This is a genomic window from Pedobacter sp. BG31 (assembly GCF_042464845.1).
GTDB classification, from domain to species: Bacteria; Bacteroidota; Bacteroidia; order Sphingobacteriales; family Sphingobacteriaceae; genus Pedobacter; species Pedobacter suwonensis.
In genome coordinates this window covers 65043-71842 of record NZ_JBHNZK010000022.1, presented here as the reverse complement: position 1 = coordinate 71842, position 6800 = coordinate 65043, and the positions used below count along the sequence as shown (strand labels likewise).

Genomic DNA, 6800 nt, shown 5'->3' with positions numbered 1-6800 from the left:
GAGCTATAAACAAGAGAAAGTAGTAGATAAATTAACGATCTCAGAAGAGCAAAAAACATACTCACAAATTCAATCTGACAATCAGTAAAAACTAACCAACTGTAAGATTAAGTAGTGGCTATTACATATTATTAGACGTGTAAAGCCGTGGTTTCGGAATTGATTTTAAGGTTTGCTACCGATAATGATTTGCTTTACGGTTTTCCGTACTCAAAAATTTTTTGATAAGCAAATGTAATTGACATTCCGCATAGCAATATCACAATTTTTATTAGTTCATGTTCATGCTTTTTATTACGTTGAGCAATATTCTTTTTAACATAGATTGGTCCTCTGTAATTATCTCAGCATCAGCAATCATGCCTGGTTTTAAATGAATAAGTGAATCTTTGGCTGTACGGAATAATTTTACCTGGGAAAGGAAAATACTATCTTTTATGGGAATTGCACTTATGGACGTTATAGTTCCACTTAAATAACCAAACTCTTGGGAAGGGTAACTTCTTAATCTTATTTGTACTTTCTGTCCTGATTTAATTTTTGCCATATTGACCTGGCTAATATTCATTTCTCCGAAATACGATTCATTTCCGGGATTTATATAAAATAATTCTCGATTGTCCTCTAGATATTGGTTTTCCTGTAAACTGTTAGCAAAAACAATATTTCCATTTGTTGGAGATGAGATTACATGCAATTTCTTCCAAGAATCAATTTCAGAGTTTAGACTATTTAGAGATTGGATAAATTTCATCCTCTCTTCGCGCATTTGGTTATCAAGCTCAGAAATCTCTTTTTCCCGAGCAACTATCGCAGCATTGTTACTCAATATTGAATTTTCGGTCATGTTAATTGGTTGCTGTTTTGACAGGTAAAGTAACTCCTGTTGATCCATTTCCATTTGAGAAATAACCTTTCTAGCTGAAAGTGTTCTATATCTTTCGTACTGATTTCGCGCTAGTACTAACTCTCTTTTTTGTAGGTCGTAATTTTGCTTGATTTTAAGATTCTGACTATTTAGATTTTCGATTTCACTTAACAGAAACTTTCTTTTCCGAAGATTTATTCCATCGGTAATAGAGGCTTTAAAGTTTATGAAAGCTTGATAAAAAGTTTGATAAGATGATTGTAGTTCTCCAAGGTTTAAATAATTGGGGGCAGTTAGCGAATTTAATTCTGCGTTTTCAAACTGTTCTTTTTGACGTAAAGAGTTTAATATATTAAACAATAACATTATTTGTTCTGGGTCAGCGGTACTTTCCATGTATGCTAAAGTTTCACCTTTTAAAACTTTCTGGTTTTCATTGACAAATATTTTCGTTATCTTTCCCGCCTGTCTATTTAAGACTGCTTTAGGTGCATTGATTGCATTAATTTTTAATATCGCGTTTACTTTATTAGGATATTTAATTATTGCGGACAAGCTAAGCAATATAGCGATCGTCAGGAAGATAAACCCTATCCCACGCTTTAATAACCAAGAGGGCGGTTTTGCAATGATATCCTGAAGATTCTCACTATGTTCACTGTCGTATTCAAATTTCCTTTCTCTCATATTTCGTCAGTTTCCCAGTTCCAGTTGATTTTTTACTAATGAATAGTATCGCCCTTTCTTAGCAGTGAGTTCTGCATGTGTTCCTTGCTCTTTAACTTCTCCCTTCTCCAGTACAATTATATTATCTGCATGAGTGACAGTACTAAGTCTATGGGCTACAATTATTACCGTTTTTTGGTGAAAAAAGGCATTTAAATTGTTCATAATTGCTCTTTCGTTATTAGCATCCAAGGAATTTGTCGCTTCATCAAGAAAGATATAATTAGGATTTTTATAAACTGCTCTCGCTATCAATAGTCTTTGCTTCTGGCCTTGGCTAACCCCTCTTCCTGCAGTACCAATTTTTGTATTTAATCCAAAAGGTTGTTCATCTACAAATTCCTGAAGATTCGCGATTCTTATAGAATCTTGAACCCTTTTTGAATCAGGAAATTCATCACCAACTGCAATATTTCTTTCAATGGTATCAGCAAAAATGTGGTTTTCTTGCATAACAAGACCGCAAGATTCTCTCCAGCGATATTGACTGATTGTATCAAGTTTTTTTCCTCCTATCAAAATCTCCCCAGTTTCAATTTCATAAAATCTCATCAGTAGTTTCAGTATTGTCGTTTTTCCACTTCCACTAACTCCAACTACAGCCGTGGTCTTATTTTGTGGGAATGTTAAGTTCAAATTGCTAAAAATCGGTTCATTACCTGCACCGTAATATCTGAAGGTTATATTACGTAATTCAATAGTCTTATCTTCCGGAAGTTCATTGGAATAATCTTTTTCAGAATTTTCTTCTTCGTCGGCATCGTATATTTCATTTAACCTTTCAAGACTGATTTTTGCATCTTGATACGATTGCATGAAGCTAAGTAGATAGAAGACAGGGCTGCTAACCATGCCAACAATATATTGTATAGCCATCATTCCTCCTATGGTAATTTCCCCACTAATGACCGATCTCGCACAAATATAGGTTATCAAGATTCCTTTAGATTGATTAATAGCCATCGCCCCAACGTTTTGGTATTGAGAAAGAACCAATCCTCTTACTTTAAGTTTAAATAACCTTGCTTGTATAGATTCCCAAATCCATCTTTTTTGTTTTTCAGAATTATTAAGCTTTATATCCTTTATACTTTGGATCATTTCAACGGTGTAAGTTTGATTTTCAGAAGAAACTTTGAAGTTCTGGTGGTCGAGCCTCTTTCTATATTTCATAAAAAGTAGCATCCAAAGTGTGTAGAGAATGGTCGAAACTGTAAATATAAAAAAAATGATTTTGTCATAAAGAATAAGCATTATTCCGAAGATCAGCATATTCAATAGTGAGAACAAGATATTCAGTGTATTCCCTGTAAGAAAGTTTTCAATCCTTTGTTGGTCACCCATTCTTTGCATTATATCTCCGTGCGTTTTAATGTCAAAGAAAATCATTGGCAAGCGCATTAACTTGATTAATAGATCAGTAATAATTGAGATATTTACTCTTGTACTAATGTGCAGCATAATCCATGAACGGATAAAAGAAACAGATGTTTCTCCAATGAATAACATCAATTGTGCAATCAACACAAGGTTAATGAAATTTAAATTTTTAGAATTTATTCCGATGTCCACAACAGATTGTGTCAGAAATGGAGTGACTAGTTGTAAAACAGTGCCGAGAAGCATTCCAAAGAATAGCTGAATAAAAAGTGTTCGATATCTTGTAAAATAAATGAAAACCTTTCCCCACTCAAGGCTTTTTTCTGTTTCTTCCTTATCTAAACTATGAAAATTTGGAGTAGGACTTAGAATTAATGAAAGTCCTTGGTGCAACTCTTTGTGTGCAAACCAATTTAGTGAAAATTCTTGCTTATCCATGATGATCAAACCTGTTGATGGATCGGCGATGTAGTATTTTCCTTTTCTTATCTTATATAAAACCACGAAGTGGTTTTGATTCCAGTGAAGAATACTTGGGAGTTCAATTTCGTCCAATTGATCGATCTTGAGCCGTACACCAAATGTTCTCATGTGTAATTTTTCAGCTGCTTCACTAATGCCTAGAAGATTTACGCCATTTTTAGTGGTCTGACATAATTTTCTAATTTTGTGTATTGAAACTAATTGTCCATAATGTTTTAGTACCATTTTTAAACAAGTTGCTCCACAGTCCATCATGTCCAGCTGTTTATAATGTGGGAATTTTTTCTTCACTATACAATTATTAAAAAATATGAGCTGCTTGTTTTAAAGTCTATTTTACGAGAGAGCGATAACTCTTATCTATTTGCTTCTATAAGATACTTCCAGTCTTAAAAAAAAGTTATTCATGTAAATTTCTCGTTAAGTGAGATGATTTCTTCATATCACGTTTTTTGAGATAGAATATTTTTTCCAGTCTTGAAATGCTATCTAGTTTAAATTGATTTGAGCATTCTCTTGAGCATTCCTGGATGCCACGGTTTATCCTATCAGAAACATTTTCTGCGGAAATAAAGGGAAAAATTAAAAATTTATTACTTGTGCTTCCACTAATTATTGTATTAGGGGGAAGTTCTTTCAAATTGAGTTGAAGAATTTCTTTAAAGTGAGACTTGTAGATTACATAAAATGTTGAATCGGCAAAATGATCTATCCATAAAAGCTGATTCGTTAGTGGAATTGCTTCACCATACCGATCAATCCCACCAAGCAAAATTTTTGCACCAGCGGCGCCTGCATCAATAATGCAGGTAATAAGATTTTCTTTTTTATAGTTTTCAGTAAACATATGGTCGTCTGAGCAGATAATAACAAAGTCATGTTCTGTTTGGTCAACTAATTTGATGACGTTTTTTATACTTTTCAAAAAACCTATATATCCATCTTTGGATTTTACCCCCTTGAATATTTTAAGTTCAAACTCATCTCTTTCCTTAAATTGACTTTGGATATCAGCTTTTCTTTTAGGATTGTTTGGTAAGTTGATTGCAAAAACGGGTATTTTATAGAACTGCTTCATCTTCGCTATGTATTCTGGAACGTAAAACTTTAAAAACTTTATGCAATTGATCAAACTTGTTCATTGTGGCATTGAAAAGTGCATCTACGTAGCCGATTTCATTATTTTGATCTGTCGCGTCAGAATATCCAAATTCACGTTGGATCGAAATGAATGGATAGATTACCATGATATGATTAGTTGCATTAGAGATGGCCATATCAACAGTTAAATCCTTACGAATTGGCATCTCAAGGAATTTTTTAAAAAATACACGGTAAATGATCATGAATTGTGTGCCGTTAAAATTGTCAATCCAATATAAATTATCTGTTGACCGCAAAATTCCTCTAGACCAACTTACTCCTCCCAAAAGAACATCTATACCAAGAAGTTTTCCTTTGGCGATATTGTTCATTAAATCTTTGATATTGAAATGGGAAGTAAAAATGTGATCATCCTCACAAATCAAGACATAATCATCTCCACGTCTGTCCGCCTCAGCAATAATAGCGTAAATAGTTTTCCATAAACCATAACCTCCATTTGCATCTTCAATTGCTTTAACGACTTCTAGTTTAAAAAAATTATATCTTCGAAACTCTGACTTGATATTTAAAAAGCGGTCTGTTCTAGATTTCAAATTGATGGCAAAAACAGGAATCCATTTATGTGTATTCATTATAGAAATTTCAATTACATGTTAACATTATAAAAAACTTTGATCCTGAAATATTATAATTGCTGCTATAAGGCACTATTAATCATGTCTCTTACCTTTTCATTGCCTGGAAAGGCCTGAAATTTATTAACCAATACACCTTCTTTATTGTATAAGATATATGAAGGAATGTATTGAAAATCAAAATGCTTCATGATGTATTCCCATTGATTGGATGTGAGATAGTAATGTTCATTTCCTATTCCCTTAATTTTTTCTTCCCAAAGCATGCGGGGAGATGAATTATTTGTCAGATAAACAAATACCACCGCCTTATCATGAAATGTATTCTTTGTAGTTCTAAATTGCTGCATGTCATCTAAGCATGGACTACACCAAGTTGCCCAAAGGTCAATGAAAATCACCTTTCCTGTATATTTCGAAATAATTGTTTCCATCACTTTATCATCAGGAATAGAAGAAATTTCATTGATTACTGCGGGGCTTTTAAATTTGTCTAATCCAACAACCTGGTCGTTTTTTCGAAAAAGTATCTTGGCAATTTCTCCGTTTTTCCAATATTTCGTTATATTTTCCTTTTGTTTGTCGCTTAGTGGTCTTAGCTCTTCGTTTAATTGCCTTCCGTAAGCATTCGCTGCCAATATATCATAATATTGGCCATCCTTAAAACCAATTAAATTTGATAAAATGGCTTTTACATTTGCCAGCCAACTAGAAATATCATTTTCTTCTATTGCTGGAAGTCCCAATATCTGATTTTGAAGAATTTCCTTTTGAACTTCGGGGAATGTAAAGCAGTTTAGATATTTTGGGTCGTTCAGATTAAAATCTTTCAGAAAATGAAAGTACGATTTGTCAACTTTTTTAATAGTAGGTTTTTTGGTTTGATCGGTGTCTAAATACCTATAATTAAGTAACATCTGTCTTTCATAATTAAAAACATGAGCATTATACAGAAATAAACGAAAGTCTTTGGATAGTAATTCTTTTAGATTTTTTGATAAAAATTTGTCTTTATTTAAAATCCCTAATCGCTCTGATAAGATATTTTTAGTATAGTTCAAAAAGTAATCTGTGCTTTTTTCATGTAAGGGTTCAGGCATCCTACCTGATCTATGGTCAATCATTTTACCAACAACATCTAAGCTGTGAGTAATATCATATTTATTCATAGCAGGTTTGATATCAATATTTGCTATCTTATTATTCAAATTATAGGTGATTTCAACATTTGTAACACTGCCCGCTTTCAATTTTACAAGAAGATATTTTTCTGGATCTATACTAATGTTCATACTCACTAGCGAAATATTAGTCTCGACATCTGCATCAATAGAGAATCTACCAAATTTATCCACCAGTGCTTTATATTTTATATAACCACCTGAAATCGCATATATTAAATTAATATTTACGAAAACGCTGTCGTTATTCCCATTATTCTGCCTGATTATTTTGCCAGTTATTCGAGATGTGCTTTTTTTTATGTAAACTGTATCAACAACATCAGCTTTACACAGTTGACAGATCGAAAAAAATGAAAGAATGACTATTAAAACTGCAAATAATTTATGTTTTTTATTCATATTCTTTTTATCTAAATT

Annotated in this window: 5 protein-coding genes; all 5 read right to left on the bottom strand. The window is 32.6% G+C overall.

Translation table 11 applies throughout. From position 1 onward, the window contains the following. Window positions 1-271: 271 nt before the first annotated feature. Window positions 272-1555 carry an HlyD family secretion protein gene (locus tag ACFE6N_RS20640; RefSeq protein WP_378939628.1) on the bottom strand — a complete coding sequence of 428 codons (1284 nt, stop codon included), beginning with the start codon at window positions 1553-1555 and terminating at the stop codon, window positions 272-274. 6 nt (window positions 1556-1561) lie between these two features. After that, window positions 1562-3748 carry a peptidase domain-containing ABC transporter gene (locus ACFE6N_RS20635; protein WP_378939626.1) on the bottom strand — a complete coding sequence of 729 codons (2187 nt, stop codon included), beginning with the start codon at window positions 3746-3748 and terminating at the stop codon, window positions 1562-1564. Window positions 3749-3857: 109 nt separating this feature from the next. Continuing rightward, a complete protein-coding gene (locus ACFE6N_RS20630) occupies window positions 3858-4535 on the bottom strand; it encodes a hypothetical protein (protein ID WP_378939624.1) in 678 nt (225 codons plus the stop codon). After that, window positions 4519-5196 (bottom strand): hypothetical protein, encoded by a 678-nt coding sequence (locus ACFE6N_RS20625; protein ID WP_378939622.1) that lies wholly within the window; start codon window positions 5194-5196, stop codon window positions 4519-4521. The genes ACFE6N_RS20630 and ACFE6N_RS20625 overlap by 17 nt, the downstream gene beginning before the upstream one ends. A 65-nt stretch (window positions 5197-5261) precedes the next feature. Then, complete coding sequence (locus tag ACFE6N_RS20620) at window positions 5262-6782, bottom strand: TlpA family protein disulfide reductase (RefSeq protein ID WP_378939620.1); 1521 nt, start codon at window positions 6780-6782, stop codon at window positions 5262-5264. Between the last annotated feature and the right edge of the window lie 18 nt (window positions 6783-6800).

What these genes read in the sequence shown, in the direction of transcription:
- ACFE6N_RS20640 (WP_378939628.1), bottom strand. Translation starts at nt 1,555, where the DNA reads ATGAGAGAAAGGAAATTTGAATACGACAGTGAACATAGTGAGAATCTT.
- ACFE6N_RS20630 (WP_378939624.1), bottom strand. Translation starts at nt 4,535, where the DNA reads ATGAAGCAGTTCTATAAAATACCCGTTTTTGCAATCAACTTACCAAAC.
- ACFE6N_RS20625 (WP_378939622.1), bottom strand. Translation starts at nt 5,196, where the DNA reads ATGAATACACATAAATGGATTCCTGTTTTTGCCATCAATTTGAAATCT.
- ACFE6N_RS20620 (WP_378939620.1), bottom strand. Translation starts at nt 6,782, where the DNA reads ATGAATAAAAAACATAAATTATTTGCAGTTTTAATAGTCATTCTTTCA.